Genomic DNA, 22646 nt, shown 5'->3' on the forward strand with positions numbered 1-22646 from the left:
AAGCTCCGAAAGACATTGTTGGTTGGAACACCACACTCGAATGGATTGAACTTTAACTTACTCAATCTGCTGCGGAATAAATAATTGTAAAGCTAATTAGTGATGATCAACTACGCCGATATCTATATCTCCTATGAAGGAGATTTTACCGAAGTATTTTTTGATCAATGAGCTCCTTCATAGCTTCAAGCTCTTCGCACAAATTCATTAATGGTCTTCAAAACCCATAAGGTGCCTCTGTTGGACTCATCTTCGAAGGAACTTCGTAGATGCTCTTCCAAAAGATATCCATAGCCCGGAAGCCACTCTCCCAAGCCAAGGCATCACGTCTGCAACAAACTCTTCGAGATTGAGAAGATTCTCGAAAACCTTACGAGCGAACAGCGCTAATTGGAGCGTCTGAAACAGGAAAAACCCGTTTTAGAAGCTTTTTGGGCGTGGATTGATTCTAATAAGGGCAAGGTCCTGCCAAAATCCAAGCTGAGTGAGGCTTTGGCTTAGGTATACGGTACCTACTTAAAAAGGCGTCGAATCAGACGCCTTTAAAATATTATTCCCGCCTTTGCGCTCTCCATCATGAACTCACCAATTTAATGATAAATTGCTGATCAAATATTTCTGACAAGTGGTCCATTACAGTTAAGTAAACTAGCCCATTGCCTTCAAGTTTTGGAGAATTTCCTAATGGTACTGTTCTTTTTATTAATTGGGCATAAAGTTCAGGCTCAGTGAGATTCCGTTCGAAGCTTGCATTGGCCAGCACTTTTATCAGAGCCACTGCTCCCGAAACATGAGGTGTAGCCATGGAGGTTCCACTCAAGGTTGCATATTTTCCATTTAAATAGGTCGATAAGATTTCCTCTCCAGGAGCCACTAAGTCTATTTCATTGTTAGAATTCGAAAATTTGGAAGAGTGCCTTGCCAAGTCAATTGCGCCTACACTTATCACTTCATTATAAGAACCCGGATAGCCAAACTCATCTGTTGCATCACTGCCATCACCTTCATTTCCTGCCGCACAAATCACCAGAATGTTGTTGGCGACAGCTTTTTGAATGGCTTCATGCAGTTTAGGAACATCCTCCGGACCCCCAAGGGACATAGAGATAATATCAACTTTTTGTTCTATTGCATAGTTAATCCCCTTAATAATCCATTCGTATTGGCCGGAACCATTATGATCAAGAACCTTGATAATAAGCAGATTAGCTTCGGGGGCTACGCCTACAACACCTGCATTGTTTTGTATGGCGGCGATCGTCCCTGCAACATGGGTACCATGCCCATTGTAATCCTCGTATACACTGAGGTTCCCGCCATCATCCTTCGTGAAATTTCTTCCGCCGACAATTCGTTCTTTTAAGTCAGGATGGGTGGTATCACAGCCAGTATCCAATATAGCAACCGTGATACCTTTCCCCTTGGTTTGATCCCAGATTTTGGGGGCCTGAATCATTTCCACTCCTTTGGGAACTTCATCGACCGTTTCGACCTGTTTAATCACTTGAAATGGAATTAAACGTACTTTTTCCAATTGTACCCCCTCCTTGCTAAATCCTATTCTGATTGTCAAGTATTATGTATCCGGTTTTCCCGTTCTCCCGTTCAGAGTTAAAAATCTCCACGACCGTTATTCAGTTTTCCTTTCTTACTGAATCTTAGCTAAGTATCTAAATGCCCTCAGCAATACCTGCGGCTTGCTGGTTAAAAAAGAATCCCTTCACAGGAAGGGAAGTGAAGGAGGACACTGAATGAGAAAAGTAAAATTTATATTAACCGTTATATTAACGGGTAACCGTCTGCTAACTTGATGCTTTATTCACATGTAGACAAGGAGCCTAAGACTCTAATGATTTTATTTATTATAAGACGCTTTCAATATTTGTGCATCCGTGTAAACTACAGATAATAAATAAATTTTCAAGTAGTTCCTACAGGTTAATTCATAATGGCTGGAAGAATACAAAAGAGTCAGGGCTGTACCGGCAGGGCAAAGAAAAAGCGGACGCCGTCTTTGGTATTTTCCACACCATAAACTGCATGATGAAGCTCCAGTATTTCCTTGGCTATGGCGAGCCCCAAACCTGTACCTGCTTTGGCTGTCCTGGCCTCGGCACGGTAGAATTGGTTCCATATCTTTTGCCTGTCTGCCTCGGCTATGGGATTCCCCTGATTTTCGACGCTGATTTCTGCTGTCTGTCCCTTGCCTTTGACAGCAATGAGGATGGACTGTCCACGCTCCGTATGCCGGATGACATTACTGAGAAAATTAGTGATTACGCGGCCGATCAGTCCTTGATGCCCCAGGACCCTTTGCGAATCAACTCTTAAGATGAGCGCAAGATTTTTCCTCTCTATTTCCTCAGCCAGGGACCTGCATGCTTCCCGAATCACTTTATCAATTTCAAAAGGAGCCATTTCCGGCTTATAGGTGCCGGATTCAAACTTAGCCAAACAACTTTTCATAACCGCAAGAGGGGTTTTCAATTCATGAGATACCCCGGCAATAAATTCCGTGTCTTTTCCAGCTGCTTCTCTTTATCCAGATCCTGTTTCAACCGGCCAATATACAATTCTATCTGCCTGGATAGGTCATTGATATTTGCAGATAACTGGCCGATTTCATCCTCAGAACGCACCGGCAGCTTTTCCGTAAAATCCAGGCTGGCTATTTTCCCTGTGCGATAAGGTGGGGCTGGTGTTTGGTTAGGACCAAAACGTTTGAATTGTCATTGAATGATAACGTTGATATTATCCAAGGCAGAGTAGTTTCCTTATCTGCGCTTAGTGTTTGATGTTGTGTAAGCGTTAAAAATTTATATTAGGCGGAGTTAATATATCCTCTCTTTTCCGCAAGTAAAATCAAGCAATGCAATTTCCGTTACCCTATAATGACTATAGAGTGGTTGAAACGAGGTGAACAGACGAATGTACGAGTGGCACAAGCAAATCCAAATAATCGTTGATGAAATTGACGAGTGTATTAAAAATCGTAACGGTGAAGCAATAACGCTACGATTTCTTTCTCGCAAGTTAGGTTATTCCGAATTTCATACTACGAGAAAATTTAAGGAAATATCGGGTATGCAATTTAGGGATTATCTGCGGCATAGAAAATTAGCTTTTGCACTAAAAGAGGTTCGGGATAGTGAAAAAAGCATTTTGGATATTGCTTTTGATTATGGTTTTTCATCACATGAAGCTTTTACCAGAGCTTTCAAGGGAACATATGGTGTAACTCCAAGTGAATACCGAAAAAAGCCTATACCTGTCGCCCTTCGTACAAAAATAAACCCTTTCGACCGCTACTTTTTCGGATTTGGAGAGATTGGTATGATGAAATCTACAGATGATGTTAAAATTTATTTTGTAACCATTCCCGCACACAAATTTTTGCACATTAAAAACTCTGAGAGTAATGGGTATTGGGATTTTTGGCAAAAGCAAAGCCTTATTCCGGGACAGGACTGCGAAACAATTTGCGGCTTACTCGATAGTATCAAGGGCATATTGGATGACGATGGTGGGAGCGAATCTAACAGCGGCAGCGGTCAGATTATGGCGTACATTAATGACCCGGACGGCAGACTCTGCGATTGGGGTATTCCACGTACAGAGTGTTATGGTGTACGTCTTCCTTTTGATTATAAAGGCGAAGTACCACCACAAATGCTTATGATTGATGTTCCCGAAGCCGAGTATATTGTTTTTGAACATGGGCCATTCGATTATGACCAGCAGCTTCGATATAATCCCCAGTCTTAAAGGGTTTCAGAACCAGAATAAGAATTCCACCAGCAAAAGTTTGACAAACTGCCTTGTAAAGCCAAGCCTACTGCTAAGCCAGCTGAACCTATTATTGCAATAAAGGCTGTCATTTCAGCACCTAACATTGAAGCAATCGATACGATCAGTAATACATGTAAAGCAACTTTTATGATGGATACAAGGAATCTATGTAAAGATAAATCAACCTTCTTTTGATCAAATGCTTTATTTAACAAATCAATAATTTTGTTAATAGCAAATCGGCCTAAGAAATAGACTACAAGTGAAAGTAAAACCTTTCCTGAATAAGAAATAATAATTGATTTTATAAGTTGAAAGCTCATGTTGATCCCCCGCTTCAGGTTGTCTTTTTTGGTTAAAACATTATCCTTAAATAAAAAGATTCGTTAATATAAACTAATTTCCTGCATATATCCAAGCTAAAATTTCGTTAATATCACCACATTCTATAAGCAGTAAATAGCAAAGGCATCATCTGCAAAGACGGGATTTAATTAGGGAATAAAAATCCCCCTATTACTTATCCGTTATTAAGTATAGGAGCAAATGCACATCATTAACTTTTCCCTTCATTTTAGTGAATTTCTTTCCACCATCTTTCAAGAACTTCACACAACTTTATCATATCAATAGGCTTACTAATATAATCATCCATTCCTACGTTCAGACATTTTTCTTTATCACCGCTCATTGTATAAGCTGTTGTTGCTATGATCGGTATATGGCTACCCGTTAACTTCTCTTTTTCTCTTATAGCTAGAGTCACATCAAAGCCACTTATTCCTGGCATTTGGATGTCCATTAAAATGATATCGAAATTACTCATTTCATAAAAATCTAATGCCTCTTTTCCGTTCGAAGCCACCTGTAATTGCCAACCTTTAAGTTTGCTTATTTGTTTTATAATAAGCTGGCTGACTGGGTCATCCTCAACTAATAAGATATTCAATTTATCTGCCGGTTGTTGAATTAAACAATTATCATTGGTGTAATAATCTTCTTCCTCTTCGTCGAGAACATCAACTAATATCGTAAAATAAAAAGCACTTCCTTTACCATACTCACTGGCAACAGTGATTTCACCACCCATTAGCTCAACTAATCGTTTCGAGATGGCCAGCCCAATACCTGTTCCTTGAAATCTCTTAGAAAAAGAATCATCTAACTGGGTGAAATAATTGAAGAGTTTTGGTATGTCTTCTTCTCTTATACCTATACCCGTATCTGAAACTGAAAACATCAGTTTAACTTTATTTCCAATCGTTTTAATCTTCTTTACTGAAACAGTAATCTCACCTTTTTCAGTAAACTTAATGGCATTTCCGATAAGATTACTTGAGACTTGCAGCAATCGATTTAGTATCCCGACTTTTAGGTAAGGCTTTGATCTTATCTCCTCCTTTTCCCCCATCCCACACCGAATGTTTCCCCTTACGCCGACCCAGGCAAAAAAACGCCCTCCCAACGTCTAATAACGTGAGAAGGCGCATTTACCATAAATTGCTTCCCATATGACATAAATTACATACCGCAATATGTTCCCCTGGACGAGAAACATGTTTCCTCGTGCCAGGTCTACCCCAAAACTACCTTGAAGAAACATCAACGTGCCTGGAGTTGCCAAATTGGCTCGTTAGAAAACACATGGTTCTTCATGGAAAAATTATACTTTTATTTTTTTTAAACAAAACCAATAGAATTACGGAAACAATGCTATTGAAAAACACATATCCTATACCGGTGTATTTTAAAAGCATAAAAATTTCGAAAGAATTTAGTAAAATTCGAGTGACTAGTCCAGCACAAAAGATTGCTGGCATAATCGATAATATCCATATATTTATTATCCAAAATAAATGCTGTCTGTCACGCTCATATTTTTCACTAAAATACATTACCTCATATATGCCAACTCCAACTATCTGAATTGCTATCCCTAAAGCTGCATCCCTAAATTGCCAATAAAAGAATAAGGTCCCATCATTTGCGAAAGCAACCGCTACAATAAAACCAATTGATATTATTATAGTTGAAAGAATCAACGGAATTTTTCGGCCTTTTTGTGTTTTCGAAGCATTATCACTGTCTAGTACTGTTGCAGATTCTTCACATTCATTCTTCAATATGTAATCTGTCGTTACTGAAAAATAATTACTTATCAAAACAATTTTATCAATTTCGGGATTGGATGTTCCATTTTCCCATTTTGACAACGCTTGTCTTGACACTCCTAAAATTTCTGCCAATTCATCCTGCGTTTTATTATTTGATTTTCTTAAACTTTGTATTTTTTCTCCCAAAGTCATTCATACCACCTCCTAATTTGTTGGTTTTATTTTAGTACTTGGTCTAGTTGCATTCCACCAAACACACCTTGAATTTTCGCAACTGGAAGTTGCAACATACTAGATTGTAACATTTTAGAGATTATATAATTAATGTTCGCATAATATCATCTGCCTTTTTTTGCTTTACTGCAAAGTGACCGCCAACAACACAATGGTAATAAAACAAAAAACAACAGAAGCAATCCCACAATTCATATGAAAAGAGAACGAACTTGGATCAGTAGCATTATTTGCTTTCAACCAAAGGCCACAAATCATAGTTGATAGCAGTAGAAGGAAGGTAATGATAGAGCTAATCATTGTTACAACTTTCATTTGGTTTTTCTCCTTACTCGTAGTTTTATATTAAATTATCTACCAGCATATCTATAAAACGACTTCGCTGGTCTCTGTCATTCAGATTTATACCGCTATACATGTGAAAAGCAGAGCAATTTAAGGCAGTCACTTGTATTGGACTAAGGATTTGTAAAGCTATAATTCTGAGTTGCATTTCATTCTTACTGGTTCCAAAGATATCTCTTAACAGTGGAATCAGGCACAAGGGAGTCTGCATATTTCCCTCCATGATTTCACGGGTCAGAAGAAACCGAATCAGTTTTTCGTTATCACCAGCTACAATATAAAGCTCTTTCATCAGCGCTTTCAGCTGGCTAACCGGGTCTAAATCATTATGAAGATTTCCTTTATGCAAGTCCGAAATCGTCTTTGACATAATATCTCCGATGGCAATACTTAACAGATTATCTTTGCTCTTGAAATGATAGTTAATTAAGCCTGTACCTACACCTGCGCGTTCGGCTATCTGCCGCACAGTTATTTTTTCAATATCTTCTCCTTCATCTAAAATGGCCTTTGCTGCGTCGATAATAGACTGCTGCGCATCTTGCTCAGTCATTATATATGGGCTCCTTTCCTGAACGTGTTCAAATCGTGTTCAAATCGCGTTCAGTATAGCCTATATTATTTCTTTTGTCAATAACAAATCAAAATAGCATCTGTTTCTACAGTAATAGTTCACTATGGCCATTATTGCCAGTTCGTTCTCAATCCTATTTCCGTACTGTAAAATAATATGAGGTGAACGTACAATGGAGGAACCTATGAACATATTCGGTCAGATCATCAAAGACGCACGACAAGCCAGATTCCATAATATACCTCCAAAAAAATACATAAAAAAAACGCCCTTATAGGGGCGTCACTCATTATTTGCTAGTTCTATAAACCATACTATTGCAGCCGAAACGAATATGAGGAGAACCACCCATTTCATAAGGACCCCCTCTTTCATAGACTGTATTATAATTTATTTTATGTTTTATATTGCACGTTTGTTATTTATAATTGACTCATCCATTATGACACCACCATCTACGAGATAATCCTTGCTTCTTCATCTAAGGACTTTGTGTAATATCTCAATTATTAATGATGATGCCCACTACATTTCTCTGTACCATCATAATTTTTAATTATTTTCAATGAACCTTTTTCCATTAATTCAAGAGCATTTTTAACTGAACTATCGGCGCCAAAAAGTCTTGTTACATAAGCATCAGCTAGTATATTAAACGCCAAAGGTCTAATATCTCCTGTTATTAAAGCCTCGCAATTATACGATAATACTGCACTTGCTAAATTTTCTGCAGAAGCTCTTTCCGATAAGTTATCATTTTTAATAACAGTAAAGCTTAAATCATTCATATTAACAATTAGTAAATATAAGCATCGTTCAAATTCATCAGACACCTTACTATCCAAGTTTTTACCATCTGCAGCTACTGCTATATACATTTTTATCCCTCTCTTTATCTAAGGATGATCTATACTTTTTTCCAAACAAATTTCACATAAGGATCTTTACATAACAAGTACGCTCTCGAGGACCGTCAAACTCGCAAAAATAAATGCCCTGCCAACGGCCTAATTGCTTATCTGATTCAGTTTCGTATGGCCAATTATTAATACCACCTAAATCATAGACCTTAGTATAGCCCATACTTGTTTTTTTCATATAGAACTTGTCTCTTCACTTTTCACCTGTTCAATAAACCAATCGATTAAACTCCGGGCTATGCTTCCGGTTCTAGGTATCAGCGGAAGCTGATCCACGTCAAACCATCCGGCATTCAAGATTTCCTTTTCATCAATATTTATGTGCCCACCAGCATATTCAGCTGTAAAGCCAACCATCAGAGAATCCGGGAAGGGCCAAGGCTGGCTGCCAAAATATCTAATATTTTTAACTTCCAGGCCAACTTCTTCTCTGACTTCTCTTTGCACACACTCTTCAAATGTTTCCCCTGGTTCTACAAAACCAGCCAAAACGCTATAGAAGTCGGCTTGAAAGCGACTCCCCTTGGCTAATAATATTTCGCGGTCTCTTGTAATCGCCACTATAATTGCCGGAGAAATCCTTGGATAGTTTACAAACCCACATGATGGACAAAGCTTAGCCCTTTCATCTATTTTGTTTTCTGTCCGAGCTCCGCAATGGCTGCAGTACTGATGGGTACGATCCCAATGAAAAATTTGATAGGCTTTACCTGCTAAGAAAAACAAAGCATCCGGGATCTTGCCAAGTAAACGACGCAAGTCGCAAAATAACATATTTTCCGGAGCAACAATCTCCGAAGTAAGTTCTGCGGCATAATAAGAACGTCCCTCCACTTGGCCCAGGAATTGACTACGAACCAGCTTCTGCTTGTTCTTCCTCCCAATCAGAATATTGTTCCAAGACTAAAATAAGCTTCCGTGGGGTAAGAACGACGGCAATTCGTCAAAAGTCCTGAAGAGACTTTCATAGGAAGCAATTTTGACTAACACTTCGAGCCATTGCCACCACTACCCATTAGGGGTATGGATCTGGCCTCTTTGATCCTCCAACTGCAAATCTTCTATAAGTTTTATTCAAGTAATAAGCTGCCTCCAAGGCCTATAGACCTCGTCAGCAGCTATCATTTTATATCTTATTGACCAACCAGCTTCCTAAGCTGGTTGGTCAATGCCCTTCCCCACTACGAACTCTAACCGGTGCCTGAAGTTTGGCTTTCAGCAATGCTCTGCCCCCTTTCCGCCCCTGCCTTTGGGCTTAGCGTTTCATCTATTATCATCTCTAATGTGAACTTCTTCCTTTATTATACAGTACCTGGGTCGAGTATTGAACGTAAAAAAAACATCTGACTTCATTCAGCCGATCCCCAAGGTACAAGGGAAATGATTTTAAATTGTCTTGATAATTTCTTGAACTCTGCCAATTTTCCCATCCTCAAGTCTTACTTTAATTCCCCTCGGATGTTTCTGGGAGTTAGTCAGGATATCTTTGACAATACCACGCGTTCTTTTTCCTGTTCTTTGGTCTTCTTTTAAAACAATATCTACTGTGATTCCAGCATGAATATTACTTCTTATTTGGCCATCCAATCTTATTAGTCCTCCTTGTTAATTTCAGTTATTTCAGCATGTTTAGCACTAAACCTATTGCTTGCACCTCGTATAACTAAGTCATATCTTTTACCCAAAATGGAAATGTTAGAAAATAGGATGAATGGATAACTAAATGTGGGAATGACTATATTTTCTGCCCATTAAAAAAGGGGGAAATTGAGTGATAAAGGAACCCGACTTGCAGCGATATTTAACTAAACTGTCTTTAGATTATGGTGCCTTGGTTGTCGGCTATACAAAAATACGGCAAGTTGAGCCGGTAATGGTGATCGGCTTACCTTTCTCAAATAAATGGATTTTGAATCATCCGTTTTATATAACGAAAAGGTTTGGAGAAGAAGTATGGAATAGTTGGAAATTATTAAAAAGTATAGCCCAAGTTTTGCTTAAAGAAGGGTATTTAGTTGATATGAAAACTCCTCTTTCTATTTTTGGAGATTTTCGCCCCTTAGCAGTTTCTGCTGGTATAGGAAATTGGGGAAAAAACGGACTGGTTGTCAACCCAAAATATGGTTCAAATCTTCTGTTCGCTTCGATTTTTACTAATGCTCCTTTTGAATCAACTGCTTCCAATTCTGAACTATCATGTGGTGATTGCAAACTATGTATAACTGCTTGCCCAGCGAAAGCATTTGAGAGCAATCGATTCCATAAGACACGTTGCTTTCCTAAAGCAATTCGTGGATGCTCAGAATGTGTACAAGTCTGTCAAAGTCACATTAAGTGACCTAAGGTTATGTACCCTGAAGATCCTAAGAATGAGACTTATCTGGAGCTTGTGACCGATACAGCCGAGTTCTCAGCTTTACTTAAACATTGCACGATAAGTAGGAATAGATTTATCAATACTTAGGAAACTATCATTGGGGGATATTACACTATGATAAAAATACAAAACAAGCTAACTTTAGGCTTAGTTTCAGGTCTTCTTGGTGAGTTGGTTATTATGTCGATTAATCGTCTGTTTGTAAAATTAGGACTTGTTCAGAGTTCATTAAGATTGATGTCACTTCAAGTTGTAAAGTGCAGAAGGTGGATACCCTTGACCTCGAAAAAGGATATCTGGTTATCCATTGGGATTAGTACGTTCTTTTGCATAAATGGAGGCCTGATGATCACTTATCTATTGTCATTTAATAAACGTTTATGTTTACTGAAAGGCTTCGTTTTAGGAACAGTCGGAGGCATAATTCCATATGTTTTTAAGCAAGCAAAGCTGATTAAAGATTTCAAAAAACCAATCAGTAAAATCATGTGTCTCGTGAGTCACGGATTTTTCGGATTAACTGTGGCGCTAGTCGTGAAAACCTTTGGAAACAAGGATAATAATTGCCAAACGAAAAGATAGTCCTAACCATTATTCTTACTAATTTTGACTTTTACCATGAAATCATACCCAGTTGGTGCTGTATCTTTATCAAAATCGAAATTAACCGCTTTACCTTGATGGTCAAGTGAGAGCCATAAGTGAAAAAGTGCAATACCAATATCAATCTGATTCATCTTCCCATATACCTGTGCTTTGAGAAGATTCAACTTCTTCCTGCTCACTGTAATAACATCTAAATCTCCGCTAAAAAACCATGACTGTGTATTGGATGCTGATGGTGCAAGCCGGACAGGTTCCAGCAATTCGTCACCACCAACTACACTAGATATTTCAGACAAATTCTTACGTTTAAATTCGGAGGTATTGTTTCTATGAATTGGTTCCGTGGTATTCCCAAATGCGAGCATGATTACAAACTCCAATCCATTCATAAGCATAGGTATACCTTTTGCGGGCTTTGCCATCCCCAGCCAGCAACTAGCTAGATTACTATGAGAGAGGTACAGGTCAATCTGCTGGAGCAAAAACCCTGAATTCATCAAATAGTTGTCTTTTTTCTCGGAATAAAGACAAATGTAGTGTGGTGCTTTGATAGGCAAGAGATTCTTTACATCAGCTGAACCAAGGAAAGCAAACTCATATCTTATACTTTCGTCAAGTGGCTTGGCACAGTTTGCATATTCTTTCAACTTTAAAAGTATGTCGCCGGGAAGTGGAGCCATATCATATTTACGAATAGACTTTCTGCGAAATATTGCATTATAGAGCTGCAAGCTGGTCATATACCTTACCTCCAAATGACTCTTCTCAATTGTCATATAGATTAGTTATTTCCGTTTGTAATCAAGCATATCCCTTGACTTCAACAGCACCTCTTAGCCCCTACCAAGGTTACAGCCAATCCTATCATCAATGCAGTAACCAAAAAGTGTATTTTAGCACTTCGATACCTCCCCATTATATTAATTATTAAGGCAGGAGAAAAGGCTAAAATTAATTTAGTAATCTACTCGCACGTATCATAAATTCTAAAAAATTATCGGCAACCTTGTGCTTGGCTGACAGTTTTACACATCTTCCACTTACCGGCGATCAACCTTTTCCAGCAGGTTTTTGATTATACCAATTTTATCGTTCATCTTGGCCCCACCAAAAATTGCTATAAAGGGCTTCTAGTCTTTCTAAAGCATTGCCCTTGAGCATGCGCATAGTGTACAGTTCCAAAGTCATTGACAAACAAATCTGCCAGGGATGATAACTTACGAGCAGATTCGGGAACGTTTTTCTCTTCTTCAGTATGGAGGCGGACATTTTTCTCCACTTTCTTAAGCGATTCGCATAACCAATCTAACAAAAAAGGCACCGCCTCAAACGATGCTCTATATACCCAAGAAAGCCGAAAAGCCCAGCATTGCTGGGCTTCGTATGTTCATCAATTGTATCAAAGATTGAGTACTTATTTGGTGGAAGCGAGGGGAATTGCACCCCTGTATCGAAGAACTGCCACAAAAGCGTCTACGCGTGTATCCTTTAATTTAAAGTTCGCCGGTCATGACTCCTAAAGGCAAGGATTCATTTCAGGCTAGCTCGATCATCTTAGCTAATGTTTCCGAGCATTGACATTAGAGCGTCCTACTAATTTGGCACCCTGACCCTTCAGCGTAGGTTCTGAAGGCAGAATGCTAGCGGCACTTAGGCTGCTAGAGCGTAATTATTTTCGTTAACTATTTTTGTCCACCGTTTAACGAGACCAGGTGGAATCTCGACGCGCAACTTTTGTTACCGTTTCCCCGAGCGAATCTAAAACGCCCCCGTTAAATATTACTTTGATAGTATAACATAGTTAAGTTTAAAACCAAGTAAATCTATATGGTTTTGCTACATTATTATGGCAAATCATTATTTTTCCAAATTAAATAATACTTCTATATTATATAGTTCCATAAAATTGGTGCTACAACGGTAGGCTGTATGTCAATTCTTTGCCACACATTTCCCACTACATAAGGTTCTATCTTCAACCAATTATCGAGCTCTGCTCTTGAAGGATAGTCTACAATCATCCCTGAGCCTTGCTTTTTCTTTGTAGGAGTGAGCTCTTTTAAATCTGATAATGTCAAACTTAATTAGCTAAAATATAGACTATTATCTTTGATGTTTCATTAACTGATTAATGACTAATTAATGATTTGATATAATTTCTCAAGAAGGATTTATTATTAAACAAATGTATAGCTAAAACAATTATATACAGAAGGGCAGCAATATGATGAAGATGGATTGCCCAAGAATCTAGTCTGTTACCCTCTATTTCTATTCCCGAAAATACCAAGCAAATAGTTGTCATTAACAACAAGAGAGAGGTATATAAACGTAAATGTTTATTCACGCAATTTTTTCCCCCCATCGATTATTTTAGTTATTGCCCCAAAATTACATTCAGCAGTACACAAAAAACAGCCAGTACAATTATTTCCTCTAGTAATTTTAATGTGTTTGTGAAAAGGCAAATTTACTTTTGCAAGAACATCATTCTTACAGACTTGAAGGCATTTCCAGCAAGCTTTACAAAGTGATGAATCAATCATAATGTGAGCAGTATACAAAAAAAAACATCCCCCTCCATAGTATAAAGTATAAAGTTTAACTTATTACTTTATACTATAGTTGATATTTTTGAATTGTCAAGGTATGATTAAACAAAAAATGGAGTGACCTCTTATATGAAGATGGGCTTAAAAATGAAAGAAATAACTGAAAAAGCAGGCATTAATAATTCCACCGTTATTTACTACATTTCTTTAGGACTTCTGCCAGAGCCTATAAAAACTTCTAAAAATATGGCCTATTATCCAGATTCGTATTTAAGAATTATCCCAGTAATTCTTTATTTAAAGGAAACCCTGCATTTACCATTAGCTACTATTAAACAGCTTATCGACAATATTGGTTACGATAAAATATCTATTAAAAATGCTCTACATTACTATGAAACATTTTTAAAATCTTTTGATTATAAAGATGATATAGTCAACTATGGTAAGGAAGAATTTATTATTAAAGCTTGTTTAGAAGATAAAGAGATTACTGAATTAGAAAGCAAAGAAATGATACTTTCTTCAGTAAAAGGATTTTATTATTATGAAGATTTGTTAACAGCTAAAGCCTACAAAACCCTTAGGGATTACGGTATACCTTTTACAAGTATTGAACGATTAGCAGCTATTATTAAAAAATTAGTTAATGAAGTTCATGAAATATACCATGAACATGAATGGAAATTTAATGAACAAGAAGAAGTTGAATTTACGGGAATTTTACAAAAAGAACTTGATATAATATTTCATTATCTTATGAGTAAATATAGTCAAGCTTTATTTAAAAATGAAAGTAGTAAGTAAATCCGTCGGGATTATTCAATATTGTTTTTCTGTATAAAAAGATTAGGAAGGATTAGGTCGCCTAGTTCGCTACTCTCCCATTTTGTACAGGCAACAAACTTAAACCCAAATTGAGCTTGAGTTTATCGGTTTTATTCCAAACACTTGTAACGATTGTCTTGAAAATAAATTTCTAATTATGTTACTTTGGGGAACACATCAAAGTTGCTCACTTACCGGGTTAGGATTAAAGGATCAGCTGCTCTGGATTTCAATTTAGCTTTTCCTTAAACCATTATCCCGTTAAAAGAGACTCAAGAACACAAAAAGCACCGCTTAAAACGATGCTTAATCCCCCTAGAAAAGCCAAAAAGCCCAGCATTGCTGGACTTTTATATTTGTACTAATAATATAAAATGATGCATCCCAAGAAGAAATACTTTTTGCCAGAAAACACGTGATTGAAGCACAACTGGCTCTTATTGAACACAAAAAAGCAAGCTATAAAAAAAATTTAAAGGAAGTATAAAATACAGTTTTCTGTATCTGTTCAATTTTAATTTTTTCACAGATGCGCATTCCTTTCCCGAGCGTTTGAATATCTGATTATCAAAAGATAAACCTGACCACACGCCAGACTGTCGCATTCAAAATCACACCTTTGGACTTATTCCCAAGAAACGATTTTTAACGATTGTAGCAAATCGGATTCTTTACCTCAAACCGCGAAAAGCCCTTATTTACTGGATTTTTCACACACTCACTTATCTACCCTTGACATCAATACCACTGTCTCAACGTGTGTTTAGGCAAAGTAGTGATACTGAAGCGCGAAATATGGGTTTTGCGAAATAGTTAGACCTCCTATAGCTATTAAAAGCAAGGGGTCGCAAGTCTTAGGTGTAAAACTTTTATACAATAAAATATTATACCTCTTTCCGGTTGGAATCTTCAATGTTACTGAACACAGTAAAAACAGTCTTTGTTATCGCTTTCATGGCTTCAATCTCTCTGGCAATAGTAATTGGGAAGTCTGATAAAGATGCTACCTTACCCAAATATTTAATGCCTTCCGAAAACTTCGTAATACTAATTGCAGTTGCAGAATATGGGATTGTATACGGAGCAGCTGCTCCTCCACTCGCTGTAGTTGCTGCAATAGCTCCATATACTGTTGCCTTAAGGCTTTAGAATAATCACCAGCTGTTTCTGATAAAAGATCTTCCCATATTTGCCTTTTTTGCCCCCCGATTGATATGGATTTCCATCTCTTACTGTTTGGGTAGGATACAATGTCATATTATACACATATCCTTCATCGACCCATTCTATCCTATGGTAACAGTATAAGAAGAATGCGCATTACCTACTTCATTAATAACAGATTACCTCACAATCATCCTTCAAAAATTCATCAAGCCTCTCCCTAAACAATTTCATAATGAAGCTCAAAACAGTTCCAACCAGAAAGTCAGAAACACCTTTAAGTTCGTTAACTTCTACTCTAATTAGAGTTCCTGGATTGTATTCAGTTGAAATGTTATTACCAGCAAATACGTTAGCTCTAAAATAAACTCTGGATCATAACGGTAAGAAATAAGAAGAGCAAGACACGGAAGCTTGCAAAGATCTGTTATGTTACTGGTTTTTCCACCCAATACCATAAGTTAAAGAACGGGAGTCTTGAAATATCGGCAACATAGGTGGCTTAAATGTAAAGGTTATGAGTAATGCAGCATGAATCAAGATTATCGAGGTTTCCTATTCAACTCCAAACAACTTGGGTCCACCCGAACATATTACTTCCCGATTAATTGGCTCTCGACCTTGTAAAGGATCTCACAATCACACAACCCACCATTCTTTCTAAACACCTCGATAATCTCGTTTATTTTTCCTCTGCTGAACTGCATCTGAATTAGAATTTGTTTGCTCAAACGGAATGTATGATCGCATGTTAACCCTGAGAGCTTCTCATTCAACCTATAAAAGAACATTCTATGAAAAAGCAGACTTAATAGTTCACAATCCTTATTTAAACTTGCTTTCTCCTCGTTAAAAAGAAAGTCATAATCTAGTGCCGCTGTTTGCAACCCAGAGACAAGTCGAGCCTTTACTTCTTCTTTAATAAGTTTTTTATCTTTTAATACCTTAATTTCAGCAGTTGATTGTTCTTTAGGTTCTCTTCTTTTTTCTTTCTTAGACGTTCTTTTGGTATTACCTTGTGACATTCAAACATAACCTCCTGTAGTTGGAGCTTGAATGCAGTATGTACTTAATAACATTATCTATGCAACAGTGAATCTAAACTTGAGGTGAACCAATTATCAGTTCGTAGTTCTCTTCAATCAAACAAAGTATTTCATTGCTTTGATTACTAATGAGGAGCGCATTCGAGATCATATCGACCATACTTCTGTTAATTTACGGGAATCAGAGCGTTACTTAGAATTTCACCCTACTCAAGCACATCCCTTAACAAAAGTGAATAATGGCAAAAATAACCTGACACTCCAATACTTAGGGGGCATATGAATACAGCAGACAAAATCGTTCAGTCTGAGCAGAAAATGAGCGTAGTAATGGCCTTCTTCTCCTATAAGATGCACCACAATTAAAATTCGGCGGTGTTACCATGTTACTTCAAAGCAATTGAAGCCATCTTGCACATAAGCACGGCAGCTTCCCTTATGTAACTCTGCAATGCTTTTGACAATGGCCAGCCCAAGACCATTACCATGATTCTCAGTATCCACCTGATAAAAGCTGTTCCAGATCAAATCCAGCTCTTTATCCCCCAGCAGCGGACCGGTATTGGCAATTTCCAGCCTGAACTTTTTATCTTGCTGTTCCATACAAATACGAATAATACCGTTTTCATTGACATATTTGAAGGCATTGCCAAGCAGGTTAATAATCACCTGTCCTGATCTGAGCCTGTCTGCATAAATTTCATGGCGTGTCTCTTCATCATATTCTATATGCAGTTTCTTGTTTTCATACAGATGTTCTAACCGCTCAAGTGCATCCTCTATTAACGTGTTCACATCAAACTGCGTTTTCTCAATGGTAAATGTGCCCGATTCATAGGCAGACAAATCCAACAGGTCCTTCACCAGTTGATTCATTCTTTTAGCCTCATCGGCAATGATACCGCAGTACTCTTCCCGTTCCTTTTCGGTTTTTGGCATATGTCGGACGAGTCCGTCGGCATACCCCAGAATGACACTGATCGGGTTTTTGAGCTCATGGGATACATCCGATACAAAACGTCTTCTCATTTTTTCCAGGCTCTTTTCTTTGGACAATTCCCGTTCAAGCTTCCGATTGACATCATTGAGATGCCCAATGGTACCGGATAATTCATCGGCCATCAGGTTGATACTTGTCATCAGTTCACCAACTTCGTCATTCGATTTTACTTTCAGTTTTTCATCAAAATCCAGGTTGGCCATTTTACGGGTTATATTGCCCATTCTCACAACTGGCCGGCTGAAAAAGCCGGAAACAATAAAAATAAGAACGCATCCGATCACGTATACAGCGGCAGAGGCACGCAGCATGAAGGCGGAAAACATGTTGTTGGCTTCATCCAGTATGCCCATGGCCTTGGTCATAACCAAAATGTCGCCATTTTTCAGTACATGTATGTACAACAACCGTTGGTTATCGTCGATGGGATTTTGAATGATGTCAAAATACTCCGGATTGCCGGCATTTACTGCGGCTTCCTTCAATAAGGAACGCACCTTTTCCGGTGACAGATTAGGACGCGCCATACCCCCCTGCCTTATGGGCAAAAATTCGGAGTTCCAGAGGCTTAAATCAGCGCCAGTCTCCCTTCTGGTTTCATCAAGCAATTGCTGGTTATTTATGCTCCCGTAGCGTTGGGCATATAGTGCTGCTGCACGTTGCATGTTCTGATGGTTGGAATCAATATAAAACTGAGTGAAAAATACTTTATTCAGACTGAGCAGCAATATAAGAAGCAGCAGAAACACCACCGAGAAAACTATCAGAATTTTAAACCGGATACTGTTGAGCTTAAATTTTTTCACACGCTTTCTCTCCCCCTTACGATGTTTTGCTTTACTTCGTCTCCTCAAAACGATATCCGGTTCCACGAATGGTTTTTATGTATTCGCTGCAGGACCCGAGCTTGGCCCTGAGTGTCTTGACATGTGTATCCACCGTTCTAGGGTCACCTTCATAGTCATATCCCCAGATTCTGTCCAGTAGGCGGTTTCTGTCCAATGTGATATTCTTGTATCGGATGAACAATTCCAGCAGCTCAAATTCCTTCAATGTCAGTTCAACGTTCTTACCTTGGATAAATGCAGTTTTGTTGGTACTGTCCACTTCCAGATCGCTGATTTTCACAATTTCCGAAGAAAAGCGTCTGTTTTTGCGCAAACAGGATCTGACACGTGCTGTCAGCACTTCGTAGCTGAAGGGTTTTGTGATATAGTCGTCGGCACCCAGTTCCAACCCCTTGATTTCATCATAGCTCTCGTCCAGCGCTGTCAAAAAAACAACCGGTGCATCGGTTATCTCCCTTATTTCTCCGATGGCTTCAAATCCGCTCATTTTGGGCATTCGGACATCCAAAAGCACCAGATCCACATCGGGATGATCCACCAATTTGGCAATGCCGTCTTCACCATCTGCTCCTTCAACAACTTCATATCCCTCATTCTTCAAGGAATCGCGCAGCAGTCTGCGCATATTTTTATCATCATCAATCACCATTATTTTCATGATTATACCTCTTTTACATGTTATATCATTAAACAGCCAGTCATTCATCATTAAACATAGGGTGAGCCGATATCCCTTCAATGAGGATATCGGCTTTATCAGCGGAAATGTTCAGTTAAACATCTGTAAGAGCGCCTGCGACACAATCGTTCAGTCTGCTATCCGTACAGCCCGCACATAATTGAAAACAGTACGTACATCTCCCTGGGGGCCATTGCCCGCTGAAGGATAGTCAGATTCATTTCCGGTTTTAGGATCACTTCGCTGCGCACCAGCACCATGTACGTCCATTATGACGCCGTTCATCTCACCCAGGGCTTCCCCGAATGCCACATAGGCGGCAAACATCCCGTTCTGGTGCCCATCAAGATGGGTTGTAGATGACCAGAAGTAAGGGAAATCGGTTGAACCGTCCATGGCCTGTATGGACGTTACCTGGAATACTGGGTCTAATGCAGCGGAACCGGTAGTGTCCGGTGATCGGGAATAGTCCACAATGCTTTGTAGTTCCTTTACATCCGGCAGTTTCCAATCGTCGTATCCGGCGTATTCCAGATTTTCGGCCCATGTCAGGGCATCATCCCAATCAATGGCTCCGTTGTCCATGAGTGCACCACTGTCATATTTCATCCACATGAGGCCTGTAGCAAGGTCAGTCACGGTGCCGTCACCGTTGTCGACGAAATTATTCAAGCCATAATTAGATTCTCCCCTCACTAGCATCACATAGAAGGTTTTAGTGATAGGATATCCTTTGATGCGGCCATCGGCAAAGTTCACACCGAACATGGTGGTATTGCCGTTCATGGTATCAGATTCGTAAATAGTGCTGGTGGCATACTGGGAGTCGATAACCCGCTCACCGGTTTCATCACCGTAATGAAACACAAAATAGTCGGTGTTTAGAAAAGGCTTGCTTCCTGTTTCGCCGGAAAAGTCAATGAGCGAATATAATTCCTTGATGGTCGGGAGCCGCCAATCCGTATATCCGGCCAATTCAAAATAATCCAGCATATCCACTGCTTGAGCCCAAGTCATTTTTTCACCGGGATCCTGCTGCCACATCAATCCCGTTACATTATCGGTTACGGTTCCATCCCTGTTATCGGTGAAGCTCATGGTATGAGTGGTATACGTTGCATCCTGACCGTAGAACTTTTCACCTGCGGCGGGTTCTTTTATGGAACCGGTGTTTGACCAGAATGATGTTTGTCCGGTATCTGCTATGGGGTACGTACCATTCAATGTACTGGTATCTACATCCTGAACCATTGCATCTTCTATAGCATTGGCCTCTGCAATGGTGTAGGGCATTTTCAGGGGCTTCGCTCCGTTATTTAAAGGCGCATCCGTCTCTCCCTGAGGGTTATTTGGGGGTAAAGGTTGTAAGTTGGGACCTTGTCCTCCCGGCGATGCCTCTTGAAGCGGTGGCTGAAGCTGAGGAGCTGTATTGCAATATGCATTGCTGCAGGCCATCATTGAAAAGCTGAGTAACACTACCAAGGAAATAATCATAATGATTTTTCTTCTAAATCCAAACATGTTAATCCCTTCCTTTCCAAACGGCTCCGATAACGGACGGGTCATAAACCACCGCTTTGTTTTTGCCTGTTTGTTTCGCAATTTTGAGCGCTTTGTCTGCGCCGCAGATTATTTCGTCCATCGTGATCGTACTGTTTTTTCGGATGGTAATATATCCGAAGCTGGCGGATAAGTGCAGAGAATTACCAAAACACGGCATCGTAATAGATTCAATGCTCTTGCGGATGCGTGCAATGATATCCTTTCCGTTACTTTCCGATGTATCGGGTAGAATGATAATGAATTCTTCACCGCCATATCGCCCAATGATGTCATAAGATCGCAATTTGGATCTCATGGTATGTGCAATCTTCTTCAGACAGATATCCCCGATCTGATGGCCATATCTATCATTGAGCGATTTGAAGTCGTCCACATCCACTAGGGCAACTACTGTTTCATGATCTTCATTGCGTATTCTGTCAATTTCAAGACGAAGTGCCTCCAACAGGAATCTGCGGGTGTGAACCCCCGTCAATACATCATATTTGCAAAGCTTATGAAGCTCCATGTTCTTCTTTTTGAGCTGCCGATTGCATTGCAGCAATTCTCCAACCATACCGACAAGTTCCTTATGATGTTTCACCAGTTCTCTGTAGCGTTCATGAAGTTCGGACTCCGGTATAGCAAGATGATCTGCTAAAAATTCATATTGTATTAATTGGTTTCTGCTTTTTTGTATGATGGAGTCTATCTGATGCAAATAGTCCATTCCTGCACCTCCCCGTACATTTTTTTCTTCTTTCCGATACCATCATATCTCCTGTTTGTGAAATGAATGTGAAGTGCTGTTAACTTATTGACTTGTTATTTCATAACAAAAAACCGCATGATTTAATTCTCATGCGGGTTGCTCCCTTATCATCACTTTCCTTGTTTTCGTTATTATATGCCTCAACATATTTCCATTCTATTGGAAAAAGGATTTTTCGCCCGTCTTTATGCACGCCTTAAATCAAAGCATCAACCGACGTGCAATTGCTTCCCCTTGTTGAATTCAACTCGTTGAGGTGGTCAACATCACTGACTGCTTCATCACATCCCAGAGCATTTCTATCACAGATTGTTTTTGTTGCTTTTATAAATTGCCCGAAATAAGAATCCCACCATGGTAGCAATAATAAGCCTTTGCTTTAAATGACAATAATTTTTCCATAGATTTTGTTGCTTGTTCAATATCCAAAGTAAACTGAGGGTTTGCAATTACCGTCTTACCACCCTCCAGCGCAATTGCGTCACCCGTTATAATAATCGAATCCTTTTCCATAAAAAGCGAAATATGGCCGGGAGTATGACCTGGTGTCGCAAGAATACCACATCCTTCACACCAATCCATATGATCTCCGTCATGCAGAAAAGAATCTACCTCAACTGGCTCAACCCGACGCAGCATATCACAAAACGCCTTCCCAAAATTCTGCTGTTCGGGTGGAAGTGTTTTCTGCATTTCTTCTGCTTGACGCAAACGCAGCGGTTTTTCCTGAGCGGAAATGAAGGGTGCCTCTACAGCAGAAGCATATATTTTCATATTCGGGTTTATCCTTTTGAGGGCGGCAGCCGCACCCATATGGTCATGATCATGATGGGTCAGCACAAGGCCGGTTAATTGGCTTACCGACAATCCGTGTTTTAGAAGCTCCTTTTCTAGGGTGGGGAGTGCCCCAATAAAACCACAATCTACAAGAATAATGTTTTGCTTATCCCAAAGCAAGGTTGGATAAACCGTATTCTCAGTATTGCCAAATGGCATGGTTATTGGAAGGCTTAAAATCTTGTATTCCATAATAATCTGATTTCTCCTATATCTCTGATAGCAAATGATATGTGGTCTAAAATTGCTTTTTAGCTCATTTTTAGCCCAAAAATCCTTATACAAAATGAGGCATTACACCCGACATTTAATCCGTTCTGTCACAAGGAAAAACGCTTGTTTTGACTTGTTTCCTTAAAGCGAAAAATCAGCATATTATTAGCAGTGATTTTCAAACACTAAATCACGCAAACCTTGAT

The 22646-nt window shown here is 39.1% G+C and carries 22 protein-coding genes, 1 other RNA gene and 4 pseudogenes; 6 read left to right on the forward strand and 21 right to left on the reverse strand.

Annotation, left to right across the window (positions count from 1 at the left end):
- Positions 1–229: 229 nt before the first annotated feature.
- Positions 230–495 (forward strand): annotated as a pseudogene (locus tag DESOR_RS28260) (IS66 family transposase); the annotation flags it as partial.
- A gap of 79 nt (positions 496–574) precedes the next feature.
- Here DESOR_RS28260 and DESOR_RS18495 read toward each other — a convergent pair.
- The 3 genes from DESOR_RS18495 to DESOR_RS30405 form a co-directional block, all read right to left on the reverse strand.
- Positions 575–1534, reverse strand: a complete 960-nt coding sequence (locus DESOR_RS18495) for a S8 family peptidase (protein WP_014186106.1) — start codon at positions 1532–1534, stop codon at positions 575–577.
- 437 nt (positions 1535–1971) lie between these two features.
- Complete coding sequence (locus DESOR_RS18500; RefSeq protein ID WP_242832355.1) at positions 1972–2487, reverse strand: sensor histidine kinase; 516 nt, start codon at positions 2485–2487, stop codon at positions 1972–1974.
- Positions 2484–2639, reverse strand: coding sequence for a cell wall metabolism sensor histidine kinase WalK (locus DESOR_RS30405; RefSeq protein ID WP_242832356.1), 156 nt, complete (start codon positions 2637–2639; stop codon positions 2484–2486). The genes DESOR_RS18500 and DESOR_RS30405 overlap by 4 nt, the downstream gene beginning before the upstream one ends.
- Positions 2640–2928: 289 nt before the next feature.
- On the opposite strand from DESOR_RS30405, the pseudogene DESOR_RS18505 reads away from it, so the two are divergent.
- Positions 2929–3747, forward strand: a pseudogene (locus DESOR_RS18505) (helix-turn-helix transcriptional regulator); the annotation flags it as partial.
- Positions 3748–4363: 616 nt separating this feature from the next.
- Here DESOR_RS18505 and DESOR_RS18515 read toward each other — a convergent pair.
- The 8 genes and pseudogenes from DESOR_RS18515 to DESOR_RS18545 all read right to left on the reverse strand — a co-directional run bounded on the left by DESOR_RS18515 (position 4364) and on the right by DESOR_RS18545 (position 9563).
- Positions 4364–5200, reverse strand: a complete 837-nt coding sequence (locus DESOR_RS18515; RefSeq protein ID WP_014186109.1) for an ATP-binding protein — start codon at positions 5198–5200, stop codon at positions 4364–4366.
- 241 nt (positions 5201–5441) lie between these two features.
- Positions 5442–6095: a helix-turn-helix domain-containing protein gene (locus DESOR_RS27485; protein ID WP_014186110.1), complete on the reverse strand. Its 654-nt coding sequence runs from the start codon at positions 6093–6095 to the stop codon at positions 5442–5444.
- Between the two features lie 165 nt (positions 6096–6260).
- Positions 6261–6452 carry a hypothetical protein gene (locus DESOR_RS18525; protein ID WP_014186111.1) on the reverse strand — a complete coding sequence of 64 codons (192 nt, stop codon included), beginning with the start codon at positions 6450–6452 and terminating at the stop codon, positions 6261–6263.
- A 25-nt stretch (positions 6453–6477) separates the two neighbouring features.
- Positions 6478–7035 carry a TetR/AcrR family transcriptional regulator gene (locus DESOR_RS18530; protein WP_014186112.1) on the reverse strand — a complete coding sequence of 186 codons (558 nt, stop codon included), beginning with the start codon at positions 7033–7035 and terminating at the stop codon, positions 6478–6480.
- A gap of 530 nt (positions 7036–7565) precedes the next feature.
- Positions 7566–7934, reverse strand: coding sequence for a NifB/NifX family molybdenum-iron cluster-binding protein (locus tag DESOR_RS18535; RefSeq protein WP_014186113.1), 369 nt, complete (start codon positions 7932–7934; stop codon positions 7566–7568).
- Between the two features lie 52 nt (positions 7935–7986).
- Positions 7987–8067, reverse strand: a pseudogene (locus tag DESOR_RS28265) (YjbQ family protein); the annotation flags it as partial.
- Positions 8068–8150: 83 nt separating this feature from the next.
- The gene (gene nudC / locus DESOR_RS18540; protein ID WP_345788347.1) at positions 8151–8867 is read right to left on the reverse strand and encodes an NAD(+) diphosphatase; all 717 of its coding nucleotides are present in this window, start codon (positions 8865–8867) and stop codon (positions 8151–8153) included.
- A gap of 495 nt (positions 8868–9362) precedes the next feature.
- Positions 9363–9563 (reverse strand): YwbE family protein, encoded by a 201-nt coding sequence (locus tag DESOR_RS18545; protein WP_014186115.1) that lies wholly within the window; start codon positions 9561–9563, stop codon positions 9363–9365.
- A 184-nt stretch (positions 9564–9747) separates the two neighbouring features.
- Between DESOR_RS18545 and DESOR_RS18550 the strand changes: the two genes are divergently transcribed.
- Positions 9748–10314, forward strand: coding sequence for a 4Fe-4S ferredoxin (locus DESOR_RS18550; protein ID WP_014186116.1), 567 nt, complete (start codon positions 9748–9750; stop codon positions 10312–10314).
- Positions 10315–10467: 153 nt separating this feature from the next.
- On the forward strand, positions 10468–10935 hold the full coding sequence (locus DESOR_RS18555; protein ID WP_014186117.1) for a hypothetical protein: 468 nt from the start codon (positions 10468–10470) through the stop codon (positions 10933–10935).
- Between the two features lie 2 nt (positions 10936–10937).
- Here the strand turns inward: DESOR_RS18555 and DESOR_RS18560 are convergent, their stop codons facing one another.
- The 4 genes and pseudogenes from DESOR_RS18560 to DESOR_RS18570 all read right to left on the reverse strand — a co-directional run bounded on the left by DESOR_RS18560 (position 10938) and on the right by DESOR_RS18570 (position 13505).
- The gene (locus DESOR_RS18560; protein WP_014186118.1) at positions 10938–11699 is read right to left on the reverse strand and encodes a nitroreductase family protein; all 762 of its coding nucleotides are present in this window, start codon (positions 11697–11699) and stop codon (positions 10938–10940) included.
- Positions 11700–12008: 309 nt separating this feature from the next.
- A pseudogene (gene pgk, locus DESOR_RS18565) lies at positions 12009–12232 on the reverse strand (phosphoglycerate kinase); the annotation flags it as partial.
- Positions 12233–12378: 146 nt separating this feature from the next.
- Positions 12379–12730: a transfer-messenger RNA gene (ssrA, locus tag DESOR_RS28270) on the reverse strand.
- A 568-nt stretch (positions 12731–13298) separates the two neighbouring features.
- Positions 13299–13505, reverse strand: coding sequence for a (Fe-S)-binding protein (locus DESOR_RS18570; protein WP_042332505.1), 207 nt, complete (start codon positions 13503–13505; stop codon positions 13299–13301).
- A gap of 153 nt (positions 13506–13658) precedes the next feature.
- On the opposite strand from DESOR_RS18570, the gene DESOR_RS18575 reads away from it, so the two are divergent.
- Together DESOR_RS18575 and DESOR_RS18580 are read left to right on the forward strand one after the other, a co-directional pair.
- Positions 13659–14318 (forward strand): MerR family transcriptional regulator, encoded by a 660-nt coding sequence (locus tag DESOR_RS18575; RefSeq protein WP_242832357.1) that lies wholly within the window; start codon positions 13659–13661, stop codon positions 14316–14318.
- A gap of 933 nt (positions 14319–15251) precedes the next feature.
- The gene (locus tag DESOR_RS18580; RefSeq protein ID WP_014186122.1) at positions 15252–15488 is read left to right on the forward strand and encodes a hypothetical protein; all 237 of its coding nucleotides are present in this window, start codon (positions 15252–15254) and stop codon (positions 15486–15488) included.
- A 608-nt stretch (positions 15489–16096) separates the two neighbouring features.
- Here the strand turns inward: DESOR_RS18580 and DESOR_RS18585 are convergent.
- From DESOR_RS18585 to DESOR_RS18610, 6 genes are all read right to left on the reverse strand, one after another.
- Positions 16097–16528 carry a DUF2695 domain-containing protein gene (locus DESOR_RS18585; protein WP_014186123.1) on the reverse strand — a complete coding sequence of 144 codons (432 nt, stop codon included), beginning with the start codon at positions 16526–16528 and terminating at the stop codon, positions 16097–16099.
- A 399-nt stretch (positions 16529–16927) separates the two neighbouring features.
- The gene (locus DESOR_RS18590; protein WP_014186124.1) at positions 16928–18355 is read right to left on the reverse strand and encodes a sensor histidine kinase; all 1428 of its coding nucleotides are present in this window, start codon (positions 18353–18355) and stop codon (positions 16928–16930) included.
- A gap of 31 nt (positions 18356–18386) precedes the next feature.
- Positions 18387–19055, reverse strand: coding sequence for a response regulator transcription factor (locus DESOR_RS18595; RefSeq protein ID WP_014186125.1), 669 nt, complete (start codon positions 19053–19055; stop codon positions 18387–18389).
- A gap of 150 nt (positions 19056–19205) precedes the next feature.
- Positions 19206–20597, reverse strand: coding sequence for an Lcl C-terminal domain-containing protein (locus tag DESOR_RS18600; RefSeq protein ID WP_014186126.1), 1392 nt, complete (start codon positions 20595–20597; stop codon positions 19206–19208).
- Between the two features lies 1 nt (position 20598).
- Positions 20599–21348, reverse strand: a complete 750-nt coding sequence (locus DESOR_RS18605) for a GGDEF domain-containing protein (RefSeq protein ID WP_014186127.1) — start codon at positions 21346–21348, stop codon at positions 20599–20601.
- Positions 21349–21714: 366 nt separating this feature from the next.
- On the reverse strand, positions 21715–22419 hold the full coding sequence (locus DESOR_RS18610; RefSeq protein ID WP_014186128.1) for an MBL fold metallo-hydrolase: 705 nt from the start codon (positions 22417–22419) through the stop codon (positions 21715–21717).
- Between the last annotated feature and the right edge of the window lie 227 nt (positions 22420–22646).

Origin of the sequence: Desulfosporosinus orientis DSM 765 (genome assembly GCF_000235605.1) — a bacterium.
Lineage (GTDB): Bacteria > Bacillota > Desulfitobacteriia > Desulfitobacteriales > Desulfitobacteriaceae > Desulfosporosinus > Desulfosporosinus orientis.